General features: G+C 70.7%; 22 protein-coding genes and 2 pseudogenes. 13 read left to right on the top strand and 11 right to left on the bottom strand.

Annotated elements, in window-relative coordinates; all coding sequences use genetic code 11:
- Nucleotides 1-572: RNA-guided endonuclease InsQ/TnpB family protein (locus ACWEKM_RS09730; protein ID WP_451620615.1), on the bottom strand; the 572-nt coding region annotated here is incomplete at its 3' end.
- A 161-nt stretch (nt 573-733) separates the two neighbouring features.
- Between ACWEKM_RS09730 and ACWEKM_RS09725 the strand changes: the two genes are divergently transcribed.
- Complete coding sequence (locus ACWEKM_RS09725; protein WP_451620614.1) at nt 734-1,417, top strand: response regulator; 684 nt, start codon at nt 734-736, stop codon at nt 1,415-1,417.
- Nucleotides 1,418-1,734: 317 nt separating this feature from the next.
- Entirely contained in the window at nt 1,735-2,454 is a 720-nt protein-coding gene (locus ACWEKM_RS09720) for an FAD binding domain-containing protein (protein WP_451620613.1), read from the top strand.
- An 82-nt stretch (nt 2,455-2,536) separates the two neighbouring features.
- Here ACWEKM_RS09720 and ACWEKM_RS09715 read toward each other — a convergent pair whose 3' ends face one another.
- Complete coding sequence (locus ACWEKM_RS09715; protein ID WP_451620612.1) at nt 2,537-3,643, bottom strand: fatty acid desaturase family protein; 1,107 nt, start codon at nt 3,641-3,643, stop codon at nt 2,537-2,539.
- Between the two features lie 228 nt (nt 3,644-3,871).
- On the opposite strand from ACWEKM_RS09715, the gene ACWEKM_RS09710 reads away from it, so the two are divergent.
- On the top strand, nt 3,872-4,687 hold the full coding sequence (locus tag ACWEKM_RS09710; RefSeq protein WP_451620611.1) for an SAM-dependent methyltransferase: 816 nt from the start codon (nt 3,872-3,874) through the stop codon (nt 4,685-4,687).
- Nucleotides 4,688-5,017: 330 nt separating this feature from the next.
- On the opposite strand, the gene ACWEKM_RS09705 is transcribed toward ACWEKM_RS09710, so the two are convergent.
- Together ACWEKM_RS09705 and ACWEKM_RS09700 are read right to left on the bottom strand one after the other, a co-directional pair.
- Nucleotides 5,018-6,301 (bottom strand): cation:proton antiporter, encoded by a 1,284-nt coding sequence (locus ACWEKM_RS09705; protein ID WP_451620610.1) that lies wholly within the window; start codon nt 6,299-6,301, stop codon nt 5,018-5,020.
- A gap of 6 nt (nt 6,302-6,307) precedes the next feature.
- The gene (locus ACWEKM_RS09700; protein ID WP_451620609.1) at nt 6,308-6,778 is read right to left on the bottom strand and encodes a cation:proton antiporter regulatory subunit; all 471 of its coding nucleotides are present in this window, start codon (nt 6,776-6,778) and stop codon (nt 6,308-6,310) included.
- 152 nt (nt 6,779-6,930) lie between these two features.
- Between ACWEKM_RS09700 and ACWEKM_RS09695 the strand changes: the two genes are divergently transcribed.
- Entirely contained in the window at nt 6,931-7,374 is a 444-nt protein-coding gene (locus ACWEKM_RS09695) for a hypothetical protein (RefSeq protein WP_451620608.1), read from the top strand.
- Between the two features lie 464 nt (nt 7,375-7,838).
- Here the strand turns inward: ACWEKM_RS09695 and meaB are convergent, their stop codons facing one another.
- The 4 genes from meaB to ACWEKM_RS09675 form a co-directional block, all read right to left on the bottom strand.
- On the bottom strand, nt 7,839-8,828 hold the full coding sequence (meaB, locus tag ACWEKM_RS09690; protein WP_451620607.1) for a methylmalonyl Co-A mutase-associated GTPase MeaB: 990 nt from the start codon (nt 8,826-8,828) through the stop codon (nt 7,839-7,841).
- A gap of 6 nt (nt 8,829-8,834) precedes the next feature.
- Nucleotides 8,835-11,009, bottom strand: a complete 2,175-nt coding sequence (gene scpA, locus ACWEKM_RS09685) for a methylmalonyl-CoA mutase (RefSeq protein ID WP_451620606.1) — start codon at nt 11,007-11,009, stop codon at nt 8,835-8,837.
- A complete protein-coding gene (locus ACWEKM_RS09680) occupies nt 11,009-12,817 on the bottom strand; it encodes a methylmalonyl-CoA mutase family protein (RefSeq protein WP_451620605.1) in 1,809 nt (602 codons plus the stop codon). Before ACWEKM_RS09680 ends, scpA begins: the two co-directional genes overlap by 1 nt.
- A 158-nt stretch (nt 12,818-12,975) precedes the next feature.
- Nucleotides 12,976-13,473, bottom strand: a complete 498-nt coding sequence (locus tag ACWEKM_RS09675; protein ID WP_451620604.1) for a MarR family winged helix-turn-helix transcriptional regulator — start codon at nt 13,471-13,473, stop codon at nt 12,976-12,978.
- A gap of 167 nt (nt 13,474-13,640) precedes the next feature.
- Between ACWEKM_RS09675 and ACWEKM_RS09670 the strand changes: the two genes are divergently transcribed.
- Nucleotides 13,641-14,159 carry a YceI family protein gene (locus ACWEKM_RS09670; protein ID WP_451620603.1) on the top strand — a complete coding sequence of 173 codons (519 nt, stop codon included), beginning with the start codon at nt 13,641-13,643 and terminating at the stop codon, nt 14,157-14,159.
- Between the two features lie 120 nt (nt 14,160-14,279).
- Here ACWEKM_RS09670 and ACWEKM_RS09665 read toward each other — a convergent pair whose 3' ends face one another.
- Nucleotides 14,280-16,004 carry a hypothetical protein gene (locus ACWEKM_RS09665; RefSeq protein ID WP_451620620.1) on the bottom strand — a complete coding sequence of 575 codons (1,725 nt, stop codon included), beginning with the start codon at nt 16,002-16,004 and terminating at the stop codon, nt 14,280-14,282.
- 219 nt (nt 16,005-16,223) lie between these two features.
- Here ACWEKM_RS09665 and ACWEKM_RS09660 point away from each other — a divergent pair, with 219 nt between their 5' ends.
- From ACWEKM_RS09660 to ACWEKM_RS09645, 4 genes and pseudogenes are all read left to right on the top strand, one after another.
- Entirely contained in the window at nt 16,224-16,634 is a 411-nt protein-coding gene (locus tag ACWEKM_RS09660; RefSeq protein ID WP_451620602.1) for a cell division protein SepF, read from the top strand.
- A gap of 324 nt (nt 16,635-16,958) precedes the next feature.
- Nucleotides 16,959-18,251: an AAA family ATPase gene (locus tag ACWEKM_RS09655; RefSeq protein ID WP_451620601.1), complete on the top strand. Its 1,293-nt coding sequence runs from the start codon at nt 16,959-16,961 to the stop codon at nt 18,249-18,251.
- Nucleotides 18,248-18,571 (top strand): annotated as a pseudogene (locus ACWEKM_RS09650) (nucleotide pyrophosphohydrolase); the annotation flags it as partial. The gene ACWEKM_RS09655 and the pseudogene ACWEKM_RS09650, both read left to right, overlap by 4 nt.
- 369 nt (nt 18,572-18,940) lie before the next feature.
- The gene (locus tag ACWEKM_RS09645; RefSeq protein WP_451620600.1) at nt 18,941-19,414 is read left to right on the top strand and encodes a DUF6099 family protein; all 474 of its coding nucleotides are present in this window, start codon (nt 18,941-18,943) and stop codon (nt 19,412-19,414) included.
- 28 nt (nt 19,415-19,442) lie between these two features.
- Here the strand turns inward: ACWEKM_RS09645 and ACWEKM_RS09640 are convergent, their stop codons facing one another.
- On the bottom strand, nt 19,443-19,637 hold the full coding sequence (locus tag ACWEKM_RS09640) for a hypothetical protein (RefSeq protein ID WP_451620599.1): 195 nt from the start codon (nt 19,635-19,637) through the stop codon (nt 19,443-19,445).
- A 180-nt stretch (nt 19,638-19,817) separates the two neighbouring features.
- Here ACWEKM_RS09640 and ACWEKM_RS09635 point away from each other — a divergent pair, with 180 nt between their 5' ends.
- On the top strand, nt 19,818-20,741 hold the full coding sequence (locus ACWEKM_RS09635; RefSeq protein WP_451620598.1) for an LLM class F420-dependent oxidoreductase: 924 nt from the start codon (nt 19,818-19,820) through the stop codon (nt 20,739-20,741).
- Nucleotides 20,742-21,562: 821 nt separating this feature from the next.
- Nucleotides 21,563-22,812 (top strand): annotated as a pseudogene (locus tag ACWEKM_RS09630) (recombinase family protein); the annotation flags it as partial.
- Nucleotides 22,813-22,920: 108 nt separating this feature from the next.
- Here ACWEKM_RS09630 and ACWEKM_RS09625 read toward each other — a convergent pair.
- Nucleotides 22,921-24,267 carry a tetratricopeptide repeat protein gene (locus ACWEKM_RS09625; protein ID WP_451620597.1) on the bottom strand — a complete coding sequence of 449 codons (1,347 nt, stop codon included), beginning with the start codon at nt 24,265-24,267 and terminating at the stop codon, nt 22,921-22,923.
- Between the two features lie 140 nt (nt 24,268-24,407).
- Between ACWEKM_RS09625 and ACWEKM_RS09620 the strand changes: the two genes are divergently transcribed.
- Complete coding sequence (locus tag ACWEKM_RS09620; RefSeq protein WP_451620596.1) at nt 24,408-24,953, top strand: hypothetical protein; 546 nt, start codon at nt 24,408-24,410, stop codon at nt 24,951-24,953.
- Between the two features lie 165 nt (nt 24,954-25,118).
- The gene (locus tag ACWEKM_RS09615; protein WP_451620595.1) at nt 25,119-25,706 is read left to right on the top strand and encodes a hypothetical protein; all 588 of its coding nucleotides are present in this window, start codon (nt 25,119-25,121) and stop codon (nt 25,704-25,706) included.

The raw sequence follows: 25,706 nt of genomic DNA, 5'->3' as shown, positions 1-25,706 counted from the left end.
ATCCCGGCGTCGATGCCGACCGCCGCCGTGGTGGCGGGGGCCGGGGCGATGGTGTCCTCGCACAGCAGGGACACGAACCAGCGGCCCGCAGCGTCGCGGGACACGGTCACCGTGGTCGGTTCCGTCCCCTTGGGCAGCGGACGCGACCAGCGGATGTCCAGTGGGGTGGCCGTCTTGGCCAGGGTGAGCTGCCCGTCGCGCCAGTTGAAGGCGCTGCGGGTGTACTCGGCCGACGCACGCGACTTCTTCCGGCTCTTGTACCGGGGGTACTTGGCGCGCCTGGCGAAGAAGTTCCCGAACGCCGTCTGGAGGTGGCGCAGCACCTGCTGGAGCGGGACGGAGGACACCTCGGTCAGGAAGGCCAGTTCCTCTGTCTTCTTCCACTGCGTCAGCGCGGCCGACGACTGCACGTAGGAGACACGCCGCTGCTCGCCGTACCAGGCCCGCGTGCGCTCCTGAAGCGCCTTGTTGTACACAAGGCGGACGCAGCCGAACGTGCGCGACAGCTCAGCCGCCTGCTCGTCCGTGGGGTAAAAGCGGTACTTGAACGCCCGCTTGACTTGCCGCGTCATACCTTACACGCTATCAGATTCCATGTGAGTGGCGGATGCCGACCGGTGGACACTGCACGCCAATCCGCCCTGACAGCGAACCGGCTTTCCCTGCCCTGCTCCGCAGGAGCTTCATTTCCTCCCCAGCCTGAAGGCCGGGGTATCCACGAAGGTGAGACCCGATGACCCGGGTGCTGGTGGCGGAGGACGACCCGCAGCTCGTACGGGCCCTCGTGATCAATCTGGAAGCACGCCATTACGGCGTGGACGCCGCCCCCGACGGGACCACGGCCCTGCGCCTCGCCGCCGCGCGTCAGCCCGATGTGGTGCTGCTGGACCTCGGCCTGCCCGACATGGACGGCGTGGACGTCATCAGGGCGCTGCGCGGCTGGACCCGGGTGCCGATCCTGGTCCTCTCCGCCCGTCGGGCGTCCGACGAGAAGGTCGCCGCGCTCGACGCGGGCGCCGACGACTACGTCACCAAGCCGTTCAGCATGGACGAGTTGCTGGCCCGGCTGCGGGCCGCGGTCCGCCGCACCGGGGACACGCCGTTCGTCCCCGAGACGACCCTGGTGGAAACGGAGCACTTCAGCATCGACCTGCTTGCCAAGAGGGCCGTACGGGACGGGCGGGACGTGCGGCTGACGCCGACCGAGTGGCACCTGCTGGAGATCCTGGTGACCAACCCCGGGCGGCTGATCACGCAGAAGCACCTGCTTCAGGAGGTCTGGGGCGTCTCGCAGCGCAACAAGACCAACTATCTACGGGTCTACATGGCGCAGTTGCGCCGCAAACTGGAGACGGACCCGTCCCACCCGCGTTATCTGATCACCGAGCCCGGCATGGGCTATCGCTTCGAAGGATGACAAGGATGACAGGGCAGGCGGCAAGCCGGTCCTGAACCCGCCGCGCACGGACTTTGCGCTCAGGCGGTCCGGCGCGGCCGGCCGTGGAGCGTCAACCCGAAGTCCGGTCTACGCGCGGCAGGGACACCCGTTCTGAGGCACCGTCAGTTTTCCTGTTCGCGCTCATCCTTGTGCCCAAGCCCATGCCCAAGCTCATGCCCATGTGAGCCCTTTACGCGCCCCCCGCTGTGTGGCAAAGATGCGCCGTGCCGGTGGGGCGAAGGTCGACCCCTTGCCTCTTCCGCCTTCGACTCCCCACGAAAGGCAGGTCGGTCGCCGTGCTGCTGCGGTTCCCCATGTCCGTGTCCGAAGCCCAGGAGTGCCTGGCCGAGGGGGCCGTCCCGATCGGCGGGGCGACACTGGTGTGGGCCGCCTGGCAACGCGACGGCTTCCCCCAACAGGCCATGTCCCTGCGCGACCTGCCGGAGGCCAATGTCATCGGGGGCGAATCCCTCGGCGGCGCCGTCGTGCTGAACCGGGTGGACGAGCGGGTACCGGACGTCCTGCGCCTGGCCGCCGCCACCGTCGGCACCGGCGCCGTGCGCCGGACGGCGACCGTCGGCGGCAACATCGTCGGCAGCGCCCTGCGGTGCCTGCTGCCCGCGGCCCTCGTCCTGGACGCCCGTGCCCGGGTCCTGGAAGCCGACGGCATCCATGAGACCGACCTGGCCGAGGCCACCGCCAAACGCCCGCTGCTGCTCAGCCTCCACTGGCGGGCCCCGATCGCCAGCGCGTACCGCAAGCTGCCCGGCGAGGCCGGCGGGCCGCCGCCACTCGTCGTCGCCACGGCGCTGCACGCGGACGCCGATGACCGCACCCGGCTCCGGGTCGCCGTCCGCGACGGCTACGACGTGCTCAGCGGCAGCGCGGCGTGCGAGGCCGACACCGACGCCGGGCAGGTGCTGCGTTCACTGCGGAGGCAGCACCTCGGCGACCTCCCGGACGAGGCATGGCAGACGATCGGCGAACAGATCTCCGACCTCCTGAGCCACGAGTGACGCCCCCCTACGGGGTGCTGCGGGTGCTGGTCGCCGAGGCCAACGCCCGTAGCAGGCAGGGAATGTGACGCTCCCGGCGCCGTCAGGACGCCCTACGCTGCCGCCTGATCGGTTCCCCGACCCGGTGCATATGGGTGAGGGCCTCGCGGTACGACCGGAGCAGTCCGGTCTCGTGGTAGGGCACGCCGATCTCCGCGCAGTACTCGCGCACGATGACCTGGGCCCGTCGCAGATGGGGCGTGGGCATGCTGGGGAACAGGTGGTGCTCGATCTGGTAGTTGAGACCGCCGAGCAGTACGTCGGTGAGCAGGCCGCCGGTCACGTTGCGGGAAGTGAGCACCTGGCGGCGCAGGAAGTCGGGCCGTTCGTCACCGCGGAGGGTGGGCATGCCCTTGTGGTTGGGTGCGAAGGTGCAGCCGAGGTAGACGCCGAAGAGGCACTGGTGAACGGCGAGGAACGCCACCGCCTTGCCGGGGGAGAGCACCAGGAACAGCGCGGACAGATAGCCCGCGATGTGCAGGAAGAGCAGGGTGCCCTCCAGGAGGCGGCTGCGCATGGAGGGCGAGCGCAGCGCCCGCGCGCTCGCCACATGCAGGTTGAAGCCCTCCAGTGTCAGCAACGGGAAGAACAGGAGGGCCTGGTGACCGCCGATGAGCCGGGCCAGGCCGCGGCTGTGCTCGGCCTGCTCGGTGGACCACACCAGGATGTCCGGGGCGACGTCGGGGTCCAGTTCCTCGTGGTTGGGGTTGGCGTGGTGGCGGGTGTGCTTGTTCATCCACCAGCCGTAGCTCATGCCGATGCCGAGGTTGCCGAAGAGGCGGCCCCAGATCTCGCTGGGCCGGCGCCGCCGGAACACCTGCCGGTGGGCCAAGTCATGGGCGACGAGCGCGATCTGGCCGAACGTCAGCGCCATGAACGCGGCTACCGCCAGCTGCCACCAGGTGTCGCCGAGCGCGAAGAAGATCCCCCAGCCCGTCGCCAGCAGCGCGATCACCAGGCCGAGCCGAACCGTGTAGTAGCCGGGGCGCCGCTTCAACAGGCCCGCGTCCGTGATCCGCTGGGAGAGCCGGGCGAAGTCGCTGCCCGCCCCGGAGCCGGAGCCGGAGCCGGAGCCGGAGCCGGAGCCGGGCGCACGGCGGCGGGGGGCGGGCGGGCCGGCCGCGACGGAGGTGTCCGTGGAGATCGTCATGCTGTCGAGTCTCGTGACGGCGGACCGGCCGGGACAGCCTGCCAGGCACCCGAAGCGGGCGGGGGCTGTCCCCCCGTACCCCCGGGGGCTGCCACCCCCCGGGGCCGCTGACCTCGGTCTTTTCCCTATCCGAACGCGCCTTGACGCAGGGGCCGTTGATGATCAGAGATGATCAGAACGTGGGTTAGTGTGCTCGCGTCGGCACACGCGAACGACTAGGACCGAACGATGAGCGACAGATTGACCGGCGGCATGGCACCCTTCAACTCGTCGGTGGCGCACCCCGCACGCGTCTACAACGCCTGGCTCGGCGGCAAGGACAACTATCCGGCGGACGAGGAGGCGGCCCGCCTCGCGGCGGCGGCGAACCCGCAGATCATCCCGGCCGTCCGGGCCAACCGCGCCTTCCTCGGCCGAGCCGTTCGCGAGCTGAGCCGCGCCGGGGTGCGGCAGTTCCTCGACATCGGTACCGGTATCCCCACCGCCGACAACACCCATGAGGTGGCGCAGCGGGCCGACCCGGGCGCGCGGGTCGTCTACGTCGACAACGACCCGGTCGTACTCGCCCATGCCCAGGCCCTGCTGGTCAGCACGCCGGAGGGCGTCACCGACTATCTCCAGGCCGACCTGCGGGACGTCGACCGCATCCTGGCGAAGGCGGGCGAGACCCTCGACCTGTCCCGGCCCGTGGGCCTGATGCTGGTGGCGGTCCTCCAGTACATCCCGGACGCGGACGACCCGTACGGGATCGCGCGGCGACTCCTGGAAGCCCTTCCGGCCGGCAGCTTCCTGGTGCTGTCGCATCCGGCCTCGGACATCGGCGCCGACCAGGTCTCCCAGTCCATGCGCGTCTACAACGAGCGCGCCGCCGAGCAGGCGACGCCACGCACCCATGCACAGGTGTCCCGGTTCTTCGAGGGCACGCGGATCCTCGACCCCGGCGTGGTCGAGCTGCCGCAGTGGCGCCCCGACGCCGACACCGTCTCGGCGGGCGGCCCACTGCCGATGTGGTGCGGCGTGGGACACAAGGAGCCGACGGCCTGATAGCCCACGGTGGGGCAGGCGCCCTGAAGGGGCGCGGGGAACTGTGCGCTCGGCCACGGTGGTGCCGCAGGTGGGTGACGGCGTGCGGTCGGGGTTGCCCTGTGGGGCGGGTGCGGTCGGGTCAAGGCGTAACTGCCCATGGATGCTGCCGTGTTGTCGGACCGTCCTCGGTGGGGCAGGCGCCCTGAAGGGGCGCGGGGAACTGTGCGCTCGGCCACGATGGTGCCGCAGGTGGGTGACGGCGTGCTGTCGGGTTACCCCGCCGGGCAGAGGCGACCGGGCCCGACCGGCCCCCGGTGACGCGGGGCGACCAGGCCGGTCGGCCCGGCGTCAGGGGCGGCCGACCGCGTCCGGGTCCTCCGCGGCGTCCCGCGGTGCCGTGACCGCGCCCTCCGCCTCGGTCGTCGCCTCGGCCTCCGCCTCCGCCGGTGCCTCGGCCGCGACCGTCGGCTTGCCGAACCGGCGTATCAGTCGCAGGGCCACGGGCTCGGTCCAGCGGGCGGTGAGCGGCCCAAGTATGACGAGGATCAGCACATAGGCCGTGGCGAGCGGGCCGAGCGAGGGCTCGGTCCCGGCGGTCACGGCGAGTCCGGCGATGACGATGGAGAACTCGCCGCGGGCGACGAGGGTGCCACCGGCCCGCCAGCGGCCCTTGGCGGAGATCCCGGCCCGGTGGGCGGCCCAGTACCCGGTGGCGATCTTCGTGAGCGTGGTCACGACGGCCAGCGCGAGCGCGGGCAGCAGCACGGGCGGGATGTCCGTGGGGTCGGTGTGCAGGCCGAAGAAGACGAAGAACACCGCGGCGAACAGGTCCCGCAGGGGCGCGAGGAGATGGTGGGCGCCCTCGGCGACCTCGCCGGACAGCGCGATGCCGACGAGGAACGCGCCGACCGCCGCGGAGACCTGGAGCTGCTGGGCGACCCCGGCCACCAGCAGGGTCAGCCCGAGCACCACCAGCAACAGCTTCTCCGGGTCGTCGTGGGAGACGAAGCGCGAGATGTGCCGGCCGTAGCGCACCGCGAGGAGCAGCACCAGCCCGGCGACCCCGAGAGCGATGGCCAGCGTGACGCTGCCCGCCGCCAGCCCGGTACCGGCCAGCAGGGCGGTGAGGATCGGCAGGTAGACCGCCATGGAGAGGTCTTCGAGGACCAGGATGCTCAGGATCACCGGGGTCTCGCGGTTGCCGAGCCGCCCCAGGTCACCGAGCACCTTGGCGATCACCCCGGACGAGGAGATCCAGGTGACCCCGGCCAGGACCACGACGGCGACCGGGCCCCAGCCCAGCAGCAGTGCCATCACCGCGCCGGGCAGCGCGTTCAGCGCCGCGTCCACCAGACCGGCCGGGTACTGCGTCTTGAGGTTGGAGACCAGATCGCTCGCCGTGTACTCCAGGCCGAGCATGAGCAGCAGCAGGATCACGCCGATCTCGGCGCCGGTGGCGACGAACTCCTCACTGGCGTTCAGCGGCAGCAGCCCGCCCTCGCCGAAGGCCAGTCCGGCGAGCAGGTACAGGGGGATCGGCGAGAACTGCAGCCGCCCGGCGAAGCGGCCCAGCAGACCGAGGCAGAACAGGACCGCGCCGAACTCGATCAGGAAGACCGCGGAGGAGTGCACGGACCGTCACTCCCGACCGAGGATCTCGGCTGCCGCGTCCACGCCCTCACGGGTGCCGATCACGATCAGGGTGTCGCCGCCGGCCAGGCGGAAGTCCGGGCCGGGTGAGGGGATCGCCCCGGCCCGGCGCAGCACGGCCACGATGGACACACCGGTCTCCGTCCGCATCCGGGTCTCTCCCAGCAGCCGCCCGTTCCAGTGGGACGTGGCGGACAGCTCGACCCGCTCGGCGACCAGGCCCAGCTCGGTCGTCGACAGCAGGCTCGGGCTGTGATGTTGGGGCATCAGCGCGTCGATGAGCGCGTCCGCCTCCCCGGAGGCCAGCCGTACCGACAGGGCGCAGGCGTCCGGGTCGTCCGCGCGGTACGCGCTGAGCGTCCGCGAGCCGTCCCGATGGGCCACCACCGACAGGCGCCGCTGTTCCCGCGTGGTCAGGTCGTAGCGCACACCGATGCCCGGCAACGGCGTACTGCTCATGCGTGCGGCGCCCACTCGGCCCCCTGTCCGGTTTGACTGTTCCTTTGCAAAACGGTTGGTGACACTCTAACGAGCGCCCCGGAACCGGCCGGCGGGGCCCGTCGGGCACCACCCTCCGTCGGCACCGGGCAGGACCGGAAGGAAGCGTCAGCATGATCGAGTGGATGTCATTCGGCTCCGGGGCCACCCCCGTGCCCGAGCCCGTCGCGACGCCGCTGGTGTGGGCCGGTGCCGTCGGCGGCGCCTCGGTGCTCGTGGGCCTCCTCAACCATCTCGTGGGCTCGTACCGGCCCATGCTCGCGCTGACCGTGCTGTCCCTGCTGGCCGCCCTGCTCGGGCTGTGCGCCCGCTTCGCGGCGGCACCCGGCACCGCCCTGCTGTGCTGGCTGCTCCTCAACGGCTTCGGCATCCCCCCGGCGGGCACCCTCACCTGGGCCGCCCACCGTGACACGTTCTGGCTCTCGTGCCTGTTCGGCGCCACGCTCGTGGGCACGGTGCTCGCCCGCCTGGTCAACGCCCGTGCCGCCTACCGGCGGCTCACCACCGTGACGGGTCCACTGCCGCCCGAGAGCAACGGCGACGGCCGCGACGGGTAGCGACGGCCGGGCCGCCCCCCGTCCCCCGTTACCTTCTTCGTGGCCCCGCAAGGGGGCTCCCGGCCTCCGGGCCCGGCATGACTGTTCCCCTGTCGACGGCGCTGCGGTGTGCCTGATCCGGGGGGTGGTGTCACCGGGCGCCGCAGGAACCGACAGACCGCTGATAACCGACAGACCGCTGATAACCGACAGACCGCTGACAGAGGCAGGACCCCCATCCCACCGCGCCCCCTTCTCCCTGCGCCCGTCGGCCCCCGCGCCCCCGGAACAGGGCCCCGGCCCCGACGCCTAGGTCGAGGCCGCCAAGTCCGACGTACGGGCGGCCTTTCGCCCGCTGATCCAGCGTTGGGCGCTCCGCGGGGCGGGCCGTGCTGTGCTGTCGGTCGGCTGCGACGGCATCGTGGCTGGGCGCGCAGTTCCCCGCGCCTTCGGGGCGCTGCCCACCGGGCGAAAGGCGACAGGGGCTAGGCCGGCCGTTCGCCGAACGTCTTCAGGATCTGTTGTGCGGCCAGGGTCGCCGTCAACGAGCCGTCCCTGACCCGCTGTTCCAGCTCGGGGGCGATGGCGCGGACCGCCGGGTCGGCATGCAGCCGGCCGAGCAGTTCGTCGCGGACCATGGACCAGGCCCAGCCGACCTGCTGGTCACGCCGCTTGGCGCTGAGTCGGCCGGTGGACTCCAGCAGCGCACGGTGCTGTTCGAGCCGCTCCCACACCGTGTCAAGGCCGGTCGACTCCCGCGCGCTGCAACTGAGCACCGGCGGCGTCCAGAACGCGTCTCTGCCGTGCATCAGCCGCAGCGCGCCCGCCAGTTCCCGCGCCGCCGTCCTGGCATCCCGCTCGTGCGGGCCGTCCGCCTTGTTCACGGCGATCACGTCGGCCAACTCCAGGACCCCCTTCTTGATGCCCTGCAACTGGTCGCCGGTACGGGCCAGGGTGAGCAGCAGGAAGGAGTCGACCATGTCGGCGACCGCGGTCTCCGACTGGCCGACGCCGACGGTCTCCACGAGGACCACGTCGTAACCGGCCGCCTCCATCACCACGATCGACTCCCGGGTCGCCCTGGCCACCCCGCCCAGCGTGCCCGCGCTGGGGGAGGGCCGCACGAACGCCGCCGGGTCCACGGCCAGCCGCTCCATCCGGGTCTTGTCCCCGAGGATCGAGCCGCCGGTACGGGTCGAGGACGGGTCGACGGCGAGCACCGCCACCCGGTGCCCCAGCGAGGTCAGCAGCGTGCCGAACGCGTCGATGAACGTCGACTTGCCCACGCCCGGCACCCCGCTCACGCCGATCCGCCGGGCCCGGCCGCCGTGCGGGAGCAGCTCGGTGAGCAACTCCTGCGCCAGCACCCGGTGCTGCGGCCGGGTGGACTCCACGAGGGTGATCGCGCGGGCCACGATCGCCCGGCGCCCGTCGAGCACGCCCTTCACATAGGTGTCGAGATCCATCGCCGCCATGGCGCCCTACAGGTCGTGGCCGAGGTCGGCCGACAGCCGCTGCACCAGGTCGTACGCCGCGTCCGGGATCACCGTGCCGGGCGGGAACACGGCCGTGGCTCCCATCTCCAGCAGGGTCGGCACGTCCTGCGGTGGGATCACCCCGCCGACCACGACCATGATGTCCTCCCGGCCCTCCGCGGCGAGCTGCTCGCGCAGCGCCGGTACGAGGGTGAGATGGCCGGCGGCCAGCGAGGACACCCCGACCACATGCACATCCGCCTCGACCGCCTGGCGGGCCACCTCGGCGGGGGTCTGGAACAGCGGGCCGACGTCGACGTCGAAGCCCAGGTCGGCGAAGGCGGTCGCGATCACCTTCTGACCGCGGTCGTGGCCGTCCTGGCCCATCTTGGCGACCAGGATGCGGGGCCGGCGCCCCTCGGCCTCCTCGAAGGCGTCCACCAGGGCGCGGGTGCGGTCCACGGACGGGGACTCGCCTGCTTCGTTGCGGTACACGCCGGAGATCGTACGGATCTGGCCCGCGTGCCGCCCGTACACCTTCTCCAGGGCGTCGGAGATCTCGCCGACGGTGGCCCGGGCGCGCGCCGCGTGCACGGCCAGCTCCAGCAGGTTGCCCTCGCCGTCGGCGGCCCGGGTGAGCGCGTCCAGCGCGTCCCGGCAGGCGGTCTCGTCCCGCTCCGCGCGCAGCCTGCGCAGCTTCTCGATCTGCTGGGCGCGCACGGCGGAGTTGTCGACCTTCAGGACCTCGATCTGCTCGTCGCTGTCGACCCGGTAGGTGTTGACGCCGATCACCGGCTGCCGCCCCGAGTCGATACGGGCCTGCGTGCGGGCCGCCGCCTCCTCCACCCGCAGCTTGGGGATGCCGGCGTCGATGGCCTGCGCCATGCCGCCCGCTCGCTCCACCTCCTCGATGTGCTGCCAGGCCCTGCGGGCGAGGTCGTGGGTGAGCCGTTCGACGTAGGCGCTGCCGCCCCACGGGTCGATGACCCGGGTGGTGCCGGACTCCTGCTGGATGAGCAGCTGGGTGTTGCGGGCGATGCGCGCCGAGAAGTCGGTGGGCAGCGCCAGCGCCTCGTCGAGCGCGTTGGTGTGCAGCGACTGGGTGTGGCCCTGGGTGGCCGCCATCGCCTCCACACAGGTACGGGTGACGTTGTTGAACACATCCTGTGCGGTCAGCGACCAGCCCGAGGTCTGTGAATGGGTGCGCAACGACAGCGACTTGGTGTTCTTGGGCGCGAACTGAGAGACCAGCTTGGCCCACAGCAGCCGGGCCGCCCGCAGCTTCGCGATCTCCATGAAGAAGTTCATGCCGATCGCCCAGAAGAAGGAGAGCCGGGGCGCGAACGCGTCCACGTCCAGGCCCGCCGCCCGGCCCGCGCGAATGTACTCCACGCCGTCCGCGAGCGTGTACGCCAGCTCCAGGTCGGCCGTCGCGCCCGCCTCCTGGATGTGGTAGCCGGAGATGGAGATCGAGTTGTAGCGGGGCATCCGCCGCGAGGTGAAGGCGAAGATGTCGGAGATGATCCGCATCGACGGCTTCGGCGGATAGATGTACGTGTTGCGGACCATGAACTCCTTGAGGATGTCGTTCTGGATGGTCCCGGCCAGCTTCTCGGGCGGCACGCCCTGTTCCTCGGCCGCCACGATGTACAGCGCGAGCACCGGCAGCACGGCGCCGTTCATCGTCATCGACACGGTCATCCGGTCCAGCGGGATGCCGTCGAACAGCTGCCGCATGTCGTAGATCGAGTCGATGGCCACGCCCGCCATGCCGACGTCACCGGTCACCCGCGGATGGTCGCTGTCGTAGCCGCGGTGCGTGGGCAGGTCGAAGGCGACCGACAGGCCCTTCTGACCGGCCGCCAGATTGCGCCGGTAGAACGCGTTGGACTCCTCGGCGGTGGAGAAACCGGCGTACTGGCGGATCGTCCAGGGCTGGTTGACGTACATCGTCGGGTACGGGCCGCGCAGATACGGCGCGATGCCCGGGTAGGTGTCCAGGAAGTCCAGGCCCGCCAGGTCATGGCCGGTGTACAGCGGCCTGACGCCGATGCCCTCGGGTGTCTCCCACAGCGGCTCCTCGCCCCCGGTGGCCCGCCGCACGGCCGTGCGCCAGTCCGCGGCGGTGCCCGCCGGGTCCGGGCTGCCCAGGTCGATGCCGGAGAAGTCGGGGATTCCCATCAGGACACTCCCATGCGGTCGAGGGTCGCGGACAGCACGGCGACGGCGTCACAGCCCGCGAAGACGTACGAGTCGACGCCCGGGTATCCGGCGGGCCGGCCCGCCAGGGACACCTGCCGGGCACCGGCCGCCTTGAGGTCCGCGGCGATCTGCTCGGACTGTTCGGCGTAGAGCGCGTCGCTGGAGCACAGCACGGCCTCGGTGGCGCCGCTGTCCGCGAAGTCGCCCTCGGTGACCGGCTCGATGCCGCCCGCCTGGAAGAGGTTGGCGGCGAACGTGGCGCGCGCGGTGTGCGCGGCGGCCGGGCCGATCGCGGCCAGGAAGATCCGCGGCCGGGATCCGGTCGCCGCCAGATGGGCGTCGGAGCGGGCGCGCAGCGCCTCGAACGCCTCGTCGCGGCGGACCCGCGGCAGCCCGCCGGACGGCGGCTCGGGCGCCGGCGCGCGGGTCACGGGCTGCTCGGCCAGGTGCGGGAACTCGCTGACGCCGGTGATGGGTTCACGCCGGGTGGCGAGCCGCGCCGTGCGCTCCCGCCAGGTCTTCGCCAGGTCGGCGCGGATCCGGCCCGAGCGCAGTACGGCCGCCTGGCCGCCGTCCTGCTCGATCGACCGGAAGAACTCCCAGCCCGCGTGGGCGAGTTCATCGGTGAGCCGCTCCACGTACCAGGAGCCGCCCGCCGGGTCGATCACCCGGGCCAGATGCGACTCCTCCAGCAGGATCGTGGAGGTGTTGCGGGCGATCCGGCGGGCGAACGCGTCCGGCAGACCCAGCGCGTGGTCGAACGGCAGCACGGTCACCGCGTCGGCGCCGCCGACCCCCGCGGCCAGCGTCGCCACGGTCGCCCGGAGCATGTTCACCCACGGATCGCGACGGGTCGCCATCACCGGCGAGGTCACGGCGTGCTGGAGCTGTGCGCCCGCGTCCGGCGCGCCGCACACCTCGGCGACCCGCGCCCACAGTCGGCGCGCCGCGCGCAGCTTGGCGACGGTCAGGAACTGGTCGGCGGTGGCCGCGTACCGGAACTCCAGCTGGGCACAGGACTGTTCGACGGTCAGCCCGGCCCCGGTCAGCTCGCGCAGATAGGCGACGCCGGTGGCGAGGGAGGCGCCGAGTTCCTGCGCGGCCGAGCCCCCGGCCTCGTGGTACGGCAGCGCGTCCACGGTCAGCGCGCGCAGCCCCGGGTACCCGTCGGCGCAGCGCTCGGCGAGCGCCGCGACCGGGGCGAAGTCCTGCCGGTCGCCGGTGCGGGCCTCGTACCCGAGCGGGTCCGCGCCGAGATTGCCGCGTGCCGCCTCGGGGGCGAGGCCCTGCTCCTCGTACCGCCCCAGCAGTTGCGCCGCTGCCGCCTCGACGTCCCGGCCCGCGTCCAGCACGACCGGCGCCAGGTCCAGATGGACGCCGTCGAGCGCGCGGCGCAGCGCGGGCAGGGGGATGCCGCCCGCGCCCACGAGCAGCCAGAGCGAGGTGGCGCCGTTCTCCAGGTCGGCGAGGACCGCGCCGTCGGCGAGCGCCGCATGCCGCTGCCGTACGTCCCAGCCGGTCACGGTGTTGCCCTCCGGGCGGCCACCGCGGACGAACGGGGCGAAGCCGGGCAGGCCGGGCTCGGGCGCGGTATCGCGCGCGGTGTAGAGGGGGCGGGTGCGCAGCCCGTCCTCCAGCGTCGTGGACAGGGCGTCCTCCGCTGCCGCACCCGAGGCTTCCTTGCCCGACTTGCGCAGCACACCCTCGACCAGGCGTTGCCACTGCTCGTGTGTCGCGTCAGGGAACTCGGCGGCCAGTGAGAGCCCGTCGTCAGGCAGGACCGTCATGCTCGGATGCTAGGCCAGCCCGCTCGCACGGCAGCGGAGCACGCGCTGTGACGTTGCCCTCGCCACCCCTGTGACCTGTGCCTCTTCGGGCTTCCGCGGGGGACGCGCGGACCGGCGTCGGCCGGGCGTCGGCCGGGCGTCGGCCGGGCGTCGGCCCGTCAGCGGGTCCCGTCCGCGAGTCCGGGCAGCAGGCCGAGGACGGCCGCGCGCTGGGCCGGTCCGACGAACTCGGCCAGCGCGTCCTTGACCGCCTCCGCGATCAGCCCGGAGGACTCCCGCAGCAGCCGCCGTGCCTTGTCGGTCAGGGCGACCTCCACGCCCCGCTTGTCCCCGCAGACGGCTGTCCGGGTGACCAGTCCGGGCCGCTGGAGGCAGGCGATCTGGTACGTGAGCCGGGTCTTGGGGCGGCCGAGCAGTTCGGCGATCCGGGTCATACGCAGACCGCCCTGCGGCTGCTCGGCCAGCAGACACAGGATCAGGAATTCGTCGTGCGAGATGTCCAGGGCCTGCTTCACCACGGAGCGCAGCCGCTGCTCCGCCGCCCCGGTCGCGGCCAGCAGCAGCATCCAGGCGCGCAACTCGTCGGGGAGCAGCCCGGTTCCCTCCGCGGAGGGGCATGCGGGCCGGTCGGCGGGGGGTTCGTCGTGGGCGGCCATGGGTTCGAGTCTAACTGTTGTCCAAATTTGGATCGTAGGCTAGCGTTTGGCTCATCCAAATTTGAACCATCGACTCGAACCATCGACTTGAATCGTTGATTCAAACCATTGATTCGAACCATTGATTCGAGCCATTGATTCGAGCCAGTCATCGAAGGGGTACGACCATGACCGTCGCCGTGGAAACAGGTCTCTGGAAGGTCGATCCGGCCGCCTCCGCCGTGGCGCTGCGGCACAAGACCTTCTGGGGCCTGGTCACCGTCAAGGGCACCTTCGCCGCGGTCGCAGGCCAGGGCGAGGTCCGGTCCGACGGCTCCGCCACCGGCACCGTGACCCTGGGCGCCGCCTCCCTGGACACCAAGAGCGCCAAACGCGACGCCCATCTGCGCTCGGCCGACTTCTTCGACGCCGACCACCACCCGGAGATCACCTTTGCGGCGCAGGGCGCCGAACTCCGCGACGGCGACGGCAGCGCGCAGATCACCGGTCGGCTCACGGTCCGCGGCATCAGCCGCCCGCAGACCGTGACCGCGCAGCTCACCAAGGCCGACGCCGACGCGTTCACGCTGGAGACCGAGTTCACCGTGGACCGCGAACAGTTCGGCCTGGGCTGGAACCAGCTCGGCATGCTCCGCGGCCTGACGACCGTGACCGCCACGCTCCGGTTCACCCGCGCGGCGGCCTGAACCGGCGCGCGGCGGCGCACCAACGCGCGGCGGCGCACCAACGCGCGGCGGCGGCCCAACGCGCGGGGGCGCACCAACGCGCGGGGGCGCACCAACGCGCCGGGCGGCCTGAACCGACCGTCAGCCCGCGCCGCCGGTCCCCCGCAGCCGTACGTCCTGACTGGACAGGGTCTGCGGAGTGGCCGTGAACGCGCGCAGCCGGATCCGCACGCTCGGCCGGGGAAGGGGGAACCGGCCCCCCGGCGGCCGGAGCTCCAGGGTCGCCGTGCTGTGGGCGGGAATCGTCGCCGGGCCGCGCACCTGTGACCAGTACCTGCTCATGCCCTGGCCGGTGGTGAGCGTGAAGTGCGGGGTGAGTGCGTCACCCGCCGAGTTCGTCACCCGCACGGTGAGCGCCGAGACCACGTCCGCGGAGGCGTGCCGCACCGAGGTGACCCGCATCCGCAGCGGCGGCGCGCCGGTCACCGCCAGGGCCGCGCTCAGCAGCGCCGGGGAGACCAGTAGCGCGCTCACGGCGACCAGCGCGGCCCGGCGGCGCACACCCGTCAGCGGCCGGGGCCGCGGCTGCCAGGCATGCTCGAACTCTGCGGGCCCGGCCGTGACCGCCGCCGCCAGCCACAGTGGCGTCATCATCAGGTAGTAGCCGTCCTGGGAGCGGATCGCCAGAAAGAAGGCGCACCAGGGCAGCGCGGTCGCCGCCGGACCCAGCCGCCGGACGAACAGCACGAACAACGCGAGCAGCGCGGCCGCCAGGAACATGCTCGCGTGCCCGTACCAGTCAAGGCGGTCGCTGCCGTCGGTGAAGTACAGCGAGACGCCCACCAGGCCCTGACCGTGCAGCACCGCACCCTGCGTCAGCGGCAGCGCGATCCCGTCCAGCCAGGGACCCGGCTCCTGCACGACGAAGTACGTGTTGATCAGCAGCCAGGCGGTGGCCGCGACCCCGACCAGCCGCAGTATCACCAGGGCGGCCGCCCGGCCGCCCAGTTCACCGCGGCGCACGGCGTAGAGGCCGGCCAGCAGGAACGGCGCCACGAACCAGGGGAGTTGCTGCGCGGCGCAGGCCGCGCCCAGGCACGCGGCCCGGGCGATCCCGGCGGCGCCCAGCCGCCCGCCCCGCCCGATCCGCGGCCAGCGCACCACCACCGGCACCAGCAGGGCCAGCCCGATGATCGCCGGGTAGCCGAGCCGCGCGTACGTCGGCAGGAAGCCGAAGCCCAGACAGGCCATGGTCGCCGCCGACCGCCACGGCGCGGGCAGCATCCGCCACAGCGTGACCGCGCCCACGACGAGCGCCCCGGTGCTCACCGCCGTGGCGGGCGCGCCGCCATGGCCCAGCCACAGCAACGGCGCGGTCAGCAGCGGGGCCAGCGGCGGATAGCCGTACGTCAGGTCGTAGCCGCCGCTCGTCGTCGGGGTCAGCGCCACGCCCTTGCCGGTGAACAGCCAGGGCCAGGGCTGCCCGTAGACGGTGTGCCCGGCGGAGAGTTCCCGGGCGGCCTGGGTGGTGAGGACCGCCTCGTCGCCGCCGCCGTGGTTCAGGGCCCAGGTGCACAGGACCAGGGTGACCGCCGTCACCAGCACCACCAGGTCGAGCCGGGCCAGCGAGCGGGTCCGACGGACCGTCAGGGCCAGCACGCCGGTGACCAGGATGGCCGCGTAGCACACGGAGATCACGGCCGCGAGGACCAGGCGGTGCGTGGCCGCCTGCGTCCACACCGACCGGGTGCCGATGAACAGGCTCACATCGGCCAGAAGTGTGAGGACGCGGTGCCACTGTGCGGGAGCGTCGGGATTCTCCCGGGCCGCGGACACCGCCGACTGCGTCCGCCGCCCGGGTGCCACCAGTTGTGTTTCTGCCAAGTGCACGACATGGCAACGTAGTCGCGGCCGGTGTGCGGGGTCCCACAGGAGGTGAAGAGTCCGGTGTGAGGGCGGTAAGAACCGGGCGTATGCGTACATGTGGCCGGAGATCCGTCGGCGGTGGACGGCCGGGACCGGTCGCCCTTCGTGTCGCTGTTGGGCCGAACGGGTGACTTGGCGTAAGAATTGGCCAGTGAAGGCATGGAGCGCGAGTCAGGTCGGGGGGAGCCGGTGAACCGTTACGACGCCACCGATGAACAGTGGGAAGGGCTCGCCCAGGTCGTGCCGCTGCGGGGCCGGGACGCCTGGCCGTCCGCGGTGGACCACCGCGCACACCCGGACGCGGAGACCGAGACCCGCCGCCGGTTCGTTGTCCTGCGGATCAACGTGTTCGCGGACGCCCGCGAGGTCGCCGAGACCGTGATGGCCGGCATCCCCGTCCTGCTCGACCTCACCGGCGCCGAGACCGATGTCGCCAAGCGCGTCCTCGACTTCAGCACCGGCGTGGTCTTCGGACTGGGCAGCGGGATGCACCGCGTCGACCGCAATGTGTTCCTGCTCACCCCGCCCGGCATCGAGGTCAGCGAACTCATGGCGGGGACCGGGGCCTAGGCCCTGTCGCCACATTCCCTCCCCCAGCCTTCGGCCGGGAGGTGCCCCCAGCCCCGCGACCCCTTGCACGCACTCTCGCCGCACCGGACGAAAGCCCAAGTACGTCCAGTACGAGGACTTCCGCCCGGCACACCGAGAGCACGCTCCCCCAAGCTCTCGGCTCCGCTCGAGCAGGGGGCACCCCCACGACGCCGCAGGGCGGCCCTCCGGGCGACGACGGGAATGTGACGACAGGACCTAGGGCGGCTGAGCCCGGTCCCCCGATCGTAGGAAGGTGCCACGGGCGGAACGGTTCTCCTGGCACTGGAGCCCTACGGTCCGGGCATGGCCGAGCCCTTCGCGTCCGCCGCACCCGACCCGCCCGCCGCGCATCCCCGAACCGGCCGGCGGATGCCGCCGCCCCCTTCCGGCGTGCCGCCGACCTCCTCCGGCGTGCCGCCAACCCCTTTCGGCGTGCCGCCGGGCCGCCCGGAGCGGTCCGAGGGGACGGCCCGGCCGGGCCTGACCGAACTACGGCTGTCCGCCTTCGCCGGGCACCGCCGGGCCGATCTCCCGCTGGGGCCGCTCACCCTCATCGCGGGACCCAGTGGAAGCGGCAAGACGACCGCACTGCGGGCGTACGAGGCGCTCGCCCGGCTGGCCGGCGGCGCCCCGCTCGCGGAGGTCTTCCCGGATCCGGCCGCCTGCGTGCCCGAGCGGGCCAGACCCGACGCCCAGCACCGCCGAGGCTTTCGCATCGGATGCACCGCGGACGGTCCCGAGGGCCCCGTCCGGCTCGATGTCGCCGTACAGGCGGAGCCCGAACTGCGCATCGTGGGCGAACGGTTGACGGCGGGCGGACGAACCCTCCTGGAGACCGCTCTGCGCGACCCGGGGCGGCGTGCCGTACAGGCCGCCTGGCACACGGCGGGATCGGCCCCCGTCACCCGTGCCCCGCTCCCCGACGACCGGCTCGGCACCGCGCTGCTGCCGCTGCGCGTGGCAGGCAAGACCGACGGGCAGCGCCAGGTGCTCGCCGCCGCCGAGCAGACCGTTCTCGCCCTGCGCTCCGTCTTCGCCTGCGATCCGCGGCCCGACCGGATGCGCGGACCCGTCCCGCTGGGCTCCGGGCGGCTGCTGCCCGGCTGCGACAACCTCGCCGACGCCCTGTGGCGCACCCGGTCGCAGTGCAGGCGCCGGTACGCGCGGCTCGTCGCCGCGGTGCGCTACGGCTGCCGCGGGCCCGTGACCGATGTGCTCGCCGAGCCGCTGGGCGACGGCACCGTACGGGCGGTGCTCGACCGGGGCGACGGCACCCGCACCGACGTCGGGCGGCTCGGCGACGGCGAACTCCGGTACGTCGCGCTGGCCTTGGTGCTGCTCACCGGGCCGGGCGTGCTCGACGTCGACGCGCCCGGCGAGGTGCCCGACGCCATACGGGGGTTCACCGTCCTCGCCGACGGCCTCGACCGGGCCCTGGACGGCCGTCAGCGCGCCGGGCTGCTGCGGCACGCCGCGCGGATGTGCGCGCTCGGGCACATCCGGTTCGTCGGGACGGTGGGCGAGGCGTCATGGGCCGGCGGGACGGACGGGGTCACGGTGGTGGACCTGGACCCGGTGATACACCTGGACCCGTGACGGAACACCTGGACGTGGCGAAACTGCAGCGCCGCCTGGCCGAGTTCGCGGCCGCCCGGAACTGGCAGCCCTACCACACCCCCAAGAACCTGGCGAGCGCCCTCAGCGTGGAGGCGTCCGAACTGGTCGAGATCTTCCAGTGGTTGACGCCCGAGGAGTCGGCCCGCGTCATGGCCGACCCGGACTCCGCGCACCGGGTCAGGGACGAGATCGCCGACGTCCTCGCCTATCTGCTCCAGCTGTGCGAAGTGCTGGGCGTCGACCCGCTGTCCGCACTGGACGCGAAGATCGACCGGAACGAGCGGAGGTTCCCGGTGCCGGGGGACCGGCCCGCGGACAGGACCGCGGACGGCGAGGGAGACGGCCAGAGGGGCGGCAGGGGAGACGACGGGGTCGGCGGCGAGGGACTTGAGGCTGGCGGCGAGGGACGCGAGGGCGGAGCCAAGGGGCGCGGGGGAGCGGGCGCGTAACCTTACTGGGCCCGGGCGCGTAACCATACTGAGCCTGGGCCCGTAACCTTACGTTCCACTTTCACTCTCCGAAGTCGAAATGGCCGCCGAATCCGAATTGTTGTCCACAGATTTCCGCCTTCCTCTGGCTTTTCGTCCCAGGGGACCTCACTCTGGGTAGTGGACAGCGGAGTGAGGGCGAGACGTGCGAGGAGCACGTCGGAGAGATGGGGGCGGCGCATGGACGCGGTGCGGCTCATCGTGACGAGCAGGCGCGCCCTGGCCGCGAGCGGCGACGCGCCTCAGATCCTGGCCGAGGTGTGGCAGGCGCAGGCCCTGGCCCAGGCGGTCGGCAGCCGTCTGGCGGTCTCCGGACCACCCGAACTGCGCGGCGAGGCACTGGGTCTGACCGAGTTGGCGGGCCGGGGCTGCGGCGTCCTGGACGCGCCGGACCTCGACCCCGGGGACTTACGCGCGGCCCAGCTCAGAGAACTGGACGACGCCCGCCACACACTGCTGTGCCTCGGCGGCCTGCTCGCGGAGGTCGGCATCGCCCTGGTCGCACTGGCCAGCGCCGCGGCCGACGAGACGACGTACTGGCAGTGCATGGAGGCGATCGACGCGGCGGACGAATCCCGCGACCGCGTGCGGGAGATGCTGCGCAAGCTGGCCGCCAGAGAGGAGGCGGCGCTGCCGGAGCCGGAGGTGGGGTAGGCGCCGGCCGGGAGCCGTCCGTCCCGCGTCAGGCGAGGTCGGCCTCGTCGGCGGGCGCGCGGCAAAGCCCCCCGGCCGACTGCAGATCCTCGTCCAGGGCGGACAGATCCGCGTTCAGGACGGACAGATCCGCGTTCAGCGCCACCATCAACTCCTCCATCAGCTCCAGCAACCCGTTCGGCTGCCCGGACCCCGCTGGGCGCGGCACGGACTCCTCGGACATGACGGCCTCCTCGCGGACGCCGGACGGTCCGGCCCCGACCGGCCAACGACCACCGCGGGGACCGGTCACTGCACCCCACGGCACCCGAGCGCGCGGTTGACGTGATTCACCCGACCGGGGACGGTGGCGGCAGGGGGTGCCGACGGGGTCGGGAAGGGCGACGCCGTGCAGGATGGATGTATGGACCTTCGAATCTTCACCGAGCCCCAGCAAGGGGCGACCTACGACACCTTGCTCGCCGTGGCGAAGGCCACCGAAGACCTTGACTTCGATGCGTTCTTCCGCTCCGACCATTACCTCCGGATGGGCACCGTGGACGGGCTGCCCGGCCCCACCGACGCCTGGATCACCCTCGCCGGACTGGCCCGCGAGACCCGCCGCATCCGGCTCGGCACGCTGATGACCGCGGGCACCTTCCGGCTGCCCGGTGTCCTCGCCGTCCAGGTCGCGCAGGTCGACCAGATGTCCGGCGGCCGGGTCGAACTGGGCCTGGGCGCGGGCTGGTTCGAGGAGGAGCACAAGGCGTACGGCATTCCGTTCCCGAAGGAGAAGTTCGGCCGCCTGGAGGAGCAACTGGCCATCGTCACCGGGCTGTGGGAGACCAAGCTCGGGGACACCTTCGACTTCCACGGCACCTATTACGACCTGACCGACTCGCCCGCGCTGCCCAAGCCCGCCCAGGCGAAGATCCCGGTGCTGATCGGCGGACACGGGGCGACCCGTACGCCGCGACTGGCCGCGCGCTACGCGGACGAGTTCAACATCCCGTTCGCCTCGATCGAGGACAGCGAGCGGCAGTTCGGCCGGGTCCGCGCCGCCGCGGAGGCGGCCGGGCGCCCCGCGGGCGACCTCGTCTACTCCAACGCCCTCGTCGTCTGCGCCGGCCGGGACGACCAGGAGGTCGCGCGCCGGGCCGCCGTGATCGGCCGCGAGGTCGACGAGCTGAAGACCAACGGCCTGGCCGGCTCCCCGGCCGAGATCGTCGACAAGATCGGCAAGTACGCGGAGATCGGCTCCACACGGATCTACCTCCAGATCCTGGACCTCACCGACCTGGCCCACCTGGAACTGATCTCATCCCAGATCCAGCCCCAACTGTCGTAGCCCGGCAATGCAGGCCGCCGGACCGACGAAGAATGGGCTGCCATCGCTCGCTACGTCCGCCACGCAGCGAACAAACTCGGCCCTCGACTCCCGCTATGCCTGCCCGGTGAGCCGCAGCAGTGCGGACGGACCGCGCAACAACACGTCGTCGCGTGGTCGGCGCATCTGAAGGCCGTGGCACATCACCTGATCGAACAGTCCACGCCCAGTGAAGCAAGGGGTGCTCACGCTGCCGGGCCGATGTACCAGCGTCGGCTGTCCGAACTGCGGGAACAGAGCACTCTCACGCACACCCACCAGTGATCCACTGAACCGCCCCGTCCGTGTGTCTCCCCCGTGGTGCATGGGCGGGGCTTTCGCATGTCCGCTGACCGGGGGCAACGGGGCGGCCGAACGCTCAAGGTCAAAGGGGCTGGAGCCGGGTGTGTAGGAGGCAGAACTCGTTGCCTTCCGGGTCTCCCAACACACGGAACTAGCAGTTCTGGAGTGTTGCCGTGGGTGCATCGGTGCTGGTCAGCGGCTCTGCAAGCGCGGGTGGGCAAGTCTCGCTCCCTATCAATGACGTGGAAGGGGAGTCGGAGACAGACAAGAGCAGGAATCCGTTGGTCCCTACGGATTCCATGGAGAAGGAAGCAGGCGCAACACCTTCGGCCCCCACAAGGGGGGCACAGAAAGATGGGCGCGGGATACCTTCGCTCTCTCGTAAGAGTGTGGAGAAGAAAGGATGCAGGAAACCTCTGCCCTCCACGGAGTACGTGGAGAAGACTCATGAACCCCGGAACCCCCTCGCGGGCACGGTCTACACCGAGACCCTTCGGGGCGTGCGGTGCGTCCGCCTGTCCGTACTGACCGACGAGACCACCAGCCCCGACCGACAGCGCGAAGCAGACGACCAGGCAGCAGCTGCGCACAACATCAGCTTCGGCGAGGGTGACCAGCTCCGCGAAGCGGTGGACCTTGATGTCTCCGCTTCCAAGATCAGCCCCTTTGACCGTCCCGCCCTCGGTCAGTGGCTCGCCCGCCCTGATGAGTTTGACGCCTTGGTGTGGTGGCGGTTTGACCGCGCCATCAGGTCCATGGCCGACATGCACGAGCTTGCCAAGTGGGCCCGTACGCACCGAAAGGTTTTGGTATTCGCCGAGGGCATCGGCGGGGGAAAGCTCGTCTTTGACTTCCGCAACCCCATGGACCCCATGGCGGAACTCCAAATGACGATGTTTGCCTTTGCCGCTCAGGTGGAGGCGCAGAGCATCAGCGACCGCGCGTTACCGGCGCTATGGCCGCACTGCGGAGTATGGCACTACGGTGGCGCGGTGGCGGTCGCCCGCCGTACGGCTACATGCCCGCCCCCATGCCCAAGGAACACGGCGGTATCGGCTGGACGCTGGTTCCCGATCCGGACGCCGTGAAGGTGATTGAACGGATCGTCCGAGAGCTGTTCGAGGGGAAGACCGTTTCGGCTATCGCCGTGGGGCTCAACGCGAACACCGTTCCGAGCCCGCGTGATCACTGGGCGGTGAAGAAGGGCCGCGAGAAGGGCGGGAAGACTGGCGGGGTCAAGGGGCTCGTTAAGGACGCGTTCCTGTGGAACCCGGCGGTCATTACGCGGATGCTGCGTAACGAAACGCTGCTCGGCTGGAAGATGCACCGAGGCAAGCCCGTGCGCGACGCCGAGGGCAACCCGATCATGGCGACCACACAGCCGATCATGACCCGCGAGGAGTTCGACCGCATCGGCGCGGTGCTTGACGAGCGGAGCATTGAAAACGGGGACCGGAAGGACACGGACGCGCTTCTACTGCGGGTCATCCACTGCGACTCGTGCGGCGGGCGCATGTACCTGAACAAGCAGGACAGCAAAAAGAACCAGCACCCCACGTACAAGTGCAACCCGTACTCGCGCGGGTTCATGTGCGAGAAGTCCGCCAACATCCGTGGTGATTGGGCGGACGAGTACGTGACCGCCGAATTCCTGCGGCTAGTCGGCCCCATCCAGACAACGCACGTCGTCACGGTCCCCGGGTACGACCCCGGGCCCGAAATGCGCGCCACTATCGCCGAGTTCGCAGAGCTCATTAGGGCGTTTCTGTGGACGCCCTGACACCGGACCGACACTCTTTCGCTATTGCGGAAGGTGTCGGGCCTTTCGTCGTTTCGCGACTGATCCGCATGAGGCTTCCTACTGCGACATCAGGCGTGCAGGAGTCACCAGGCGTGCTCGCTCAAACAGGTCACGCGCTGCATGATTCTTTAGGTAGGGCCGAATGCGACTGTGCATGGTTCTAATTCGCTCGTCCGCTCGACCGGATTGCAGGCTTGGATAGTCATCCAGTGCGAGAGTCCAGGTTTCGCACGCCGCTTCAAGGTGCCCTAGATCGAGTTGTCGTTCAGCAAGAGTGCAGCGATGGCGAACACGCGCTCGCCGATAAACGCTCTGGCGAATTCGGTCTGATTGCTGCATGGCCAAGATTGATCCGGTCACGTCACCAAGCTCGAATTTGACTTGACTTGTGTGATAGAGCAATGATGACGGGTCATATGAGCCGAAGGCTTTCGATTGGGACTCGGCCTTTTCCATGGCGACTTCAGCTTCACTCAAATAGGAGCGTGCGGAAATTCGATCTCCAGTTTGAGCTGCCGCGTGAGCTTGTTGCCCTGCCAGAAACGCGCGCATTCGGGGGCCCGCTTTCGGCGAGGCGGCGGCAGCGGCATCTGCAAGTCGCATTGCTTCTGCTCCATGCCCCAAGTCGACCGCTTGAACGCTCATCCCTCGGAGCGTCGTACAGAAGGTCAAATGATCTTCTGAGGCTCCGGCAAGTTCCAGCGCCTTGAGGTAGTAGCGCTGAGCCAATCCATGAAGCCCCTCGTCCACCGCCATGTATCCAGTGAGGTAACAGAGGTCCGAAACCGCACCCATCATCGCTTTGCGTACGTGGTTGGGTGCTTCTGCACGCAGATATGGGGCCGCAGTGTTAACAAGGAAGGCCGCCGCCATTGGGCGTGCAGTTCTGCCGCCGAACTGGTCGTCCAGATCCGAAATCTTCTCGGTCATCGCGGCAACCGTCTGAACGTCAGCCATTCCTATGCGCTGAACGTTTCCCTTTTGGGCGGCTTCCATGCGGCCCACGACTTCGGGCCAGTTTGGGACAGTCAGCGCGACAGCGAATAGGCCAACCCCGAGAACACTTCTGCGCGATGGGTCCATGTCCTGCCTCCCCAGGTCTAGCAACCCTTCAACCGTACTGGGGTGGTCGGGCTCCTGATCTTCGGGAGTCTGCGGAAAGCCTGCCTCACTGTGCGTGATGGGACGGAGCAGTCTTCGGGCGAGTGCTTCCAGAATCAGCGGCCGAACAGTTTCCTTCGGCAGGTGGCCACTTAACCACTGGTGCACTGAGGGCTGTTGGTACTTGAGAGGGGTCCCGCGTTCGGTTCCGATGCGGTTGACCTCTTGGGCGAACTGCCGCAGGGTCCACCCGCTCTCGCGGTACAGCCGCTCAAGTCCGGCGTTCGGCTGTCGTGTCGTCACTGGCCCCAACTCCCGTGCTCTGACCGCTTAACGCTCTTAACTCCTGCCCTCTTCTCAACGGTACCGCTGTGCGTGGTCGGACGGTTGCCTAGTGCGAGCACAGCCACCACAAGGGACGACACCGCAAGGAGGGCCCGGACATGGAGAAGCACGCACGAACGGCCGTGGGGAACCCCGAGCGGTCCAGTGCGGGCATAGCGGGTCGGGCCTACTGGTGCGAAGTGCTCGCGGAAGGAGAGGTGTACGGGACGCGTGAAGTGGTCCCGTATGTGCTCGGCACCTTCCAAACGATCTCGCCGAAACTCGCGCTGCGGTGGTTACGCGGCCAGGCCGAGCGCATCGCGGATCGGCTCGACCCTGATCCGGCACGCTCGCCATGGTTCGTACCGACCGAATGCGCAGCGGTGCCCGTCCCCGACGCGCCCACCGAGTTGCGCGTGTGGGCCACCGATCCCCAGGAAGAGCGCGCAGCGCGGGACCAACTCCGGGAAGGCGCCCCGCTATCTGTGGTCATCCCTGACAGCGGGTGTCGCTACACCCTGACCGTCTGGCCCGTAACCCTGCCCCCGTCCAAGTCCGGCACCACGCTGCCCGCCGTTGACGGACAGCCCACATACACCCGCCCTGGTCGCACGAGCCACAGGAAGGCTCGTCGCACGTCGGGTTGGCTCATCCCCTTTCTGTGACCAGGGCGGGCCACGACTTCCGCCCCCGGCAGGGACATCTCGGGGCACCGGTACTGATCACGGCCGGTAGCTCAACCGGGGGCGGATCGCTCGACCACCGCGCGATCAACGGGGCGGGGCCGAGCACACGAACACAACCGCGAAAGACGAGCGAAGGAGAACAGCGTGAACACCCTTCCCCGCGTGGAGCGCGTCGCCGAGCGCGCTCTGGAGATCCTGTCGGCCATCGAGGCGGACCCGGAGTTCCCCGCCTTCCAGACCGCCAGCCTCAAGTACGACTCCGACTGGCAGTGCTTCACCGGCTCCGTTGTCGTCGCGGAGTATGACCAGGAGCAGGACAAGCACCAGTTGCTGACCGAGGGACTGCGGGCGCTCTGCCTCAAGGCCGCCGTGTTCGAGATGACCGGCGACGAGCGCGCGGCGGAAATCCCCGTCGCCGTGCCCGTGGACGAGATGACGCACGCGATGATCGCGCAGCCGCAGCTTCTGGCCCGCATCACGGCGCGGGTCGGCGTCTCGATCATCCACCAGACCGACCAGGAACACACCGACTGGCGGCCCGAGGACTACACCCACCAGGCGTACCGCGCCGCGTGGGGCGAGCCGGACCCTCGGCTGTGGCTTCCCGCCGAGGAGGTCACCCGCCGGCTCGCGTGGCTGGACCAGAAGTACGCCGCCATGGGGTTCCGTAAGCAGGGACAGGCGCACAGCTTCACGTTCTCGGCGGACGAACTCTCCGCCGTGCCCGCGTAG

It is taken from the genome of Streptomyces sp. NPDC004752 (assembly GCF_053601275.1).
Note: the sequence above shows the minus strand (reverse complement) of the source record. Positions and strands in the feature narration are given on the sequence as shown.